1 protein-coding gene is annotated in these 1,471 nt (G+C 64.8%); it reads left to right on the top strand.

What is annotated here, in order from left to right; translation table 11 throughout:
• Window positions 1-133: 133 nt before the first annotated feature.
• Complete coding sequence (locus tag A2J01_RS30425; protein WP_042927240.1) at window positions 134-1,438, top strand: IS256-like element ISRer3 family transposase; 1,305 nt, start codon at window positions 134-136, stop codon at window positions 1,436-1,438.
• The last annotated feature ends 33 nt before the right edge of the window (window positions 1,439-1,471 follow it).

Genomic DNA, 1,471 nt, shown 5'->3' with positions numbered 1-1,471 from the left:
GAGCAATGATCAGAACCTGTGGATGGTTCTCGGCGAGGCGGCGTGAGTGGGCGCACCTTCCCGGGAATGATCTGAAATTCCATCAGCTCTGATCAGGACCGGCGTTGGCGCGCTGGTTCGGGAAGGTACGCCCATGCTCACGGTAGTTCAGGATCAGCAATCCTCCAACGACGACAGCGGTGTTGGTCGGTCGTTGCTTGACGAGATCGTTCGCGACGGTGCCCGGCAGATGCTCGCGGCGGCGTTGGCCGCCGAAGTCGCCGCATACATCGAGCAGTTCGCCGAGCATCTCGATGAGCACGGCCGGCGGCTGGTGGTCCGCAACGGCTATCACCACGAGCGTGACGTGCTCACCGCGGCGGGGGCGGTGACGGTGACCGCACCGCGGGTCAACGACCGCCGTGTCGACGCCGAGACCGGTGAACGGCAACGGTTTTCCTCGGCGATCCTGCCGGCGTGGTCACGCAAGTCCCCGCAGATGACCGAGGTGTTGCCGCTGCTGTACCTGCACGGGCTGTCCAGCGGCGACTTCGGTGCGGCGTTGGAGCAGTTCCTCGGCACTGGTGCCGGGCTGTCGGCCTCGACGATCACCCGGCTGACCGCGCAATGGCAGGACGAGGCGAAGGCCTTCGCCGACCGGGATCTCTCGGGCACCGATTTCGTGTACCTATGGGTCGACGGCATCCATCTCAAGGTCCGCCTGGAGCAGGAGAAGCTGTGCTTGCTCGTGATGATCGGCGTCCGCGCCGACGGCCGCAAGGAGCTCGTCGCGCTCACCGATGGGTTCCGGGAGTCCACAGAGTCGTGGGCTGATCTGCTGCGCTCATGCCGACGCCGCGGGATGACCGCCCCGGTGCTGGCCGTCGGTGATGGGGCGCTGGGGTTCTGGAAGGCACTGCGGGAGGTGTTTCCGGATACCCGTGAACAGCGCTGCTGGTTTCACAAGCAGGCCAATGTGCTTGCTGCGCTGCCCAAGTCGGCTCATCCAGGTGCGACCGCGGCGATGCGGGAAATCTACAACGCCGAGGACATCGACAAGGCCCAGGTCGCGATCAAGGCCTTCGAGGTAGATTACGGCGCGAAGTACCCCAAGGCGGTCGCCAAGATCGTCGACGACGCCGACGTGCTCCTGGAGTTCTACCGGTACCCGGCCGAGCACTGGATCCACTTGCGCACTACGAATCCGATCGAATCGACGTTTGCGACCGTGCGGTTGCGAACCAAGGTCACCAAGGGCCCTGGGTCACGCGCAGCGGGGATTGCCATGGCCTACAAGCTGATCGACGCCGCACAAGCCCGCTGGCGGGCGGTCAACGCCCCCCATCTGGTCGCGCTGGTCCGTGCCGGCGCGGTGTTCCACAAAGGCAAGCTGCTCGAACGACCCATCGACATCTCACCCGCTGAGCCCGACGAATCAAGCGAAACGGAGGTCGCCTGAAACACCCTCATCCACAGGTCTTGACAATATCTC

Source organism: Rhodococcus sp. EPR-134, assembly GCF_001647205.1.
Taxonomy (GTDB): domain Bacteria; phylum Actinomycetota; class Actinomycetes; order Mycobacteriales; family Mycobacteriaceae; genus Rhodococcus_F; species Rhodococcus_F qingshengii.
The sequence above is the reverse complement of the archived record's forward strand: the minus strand, read 5'-3'. Positions and strand labels throughout refer to the sequence as shown.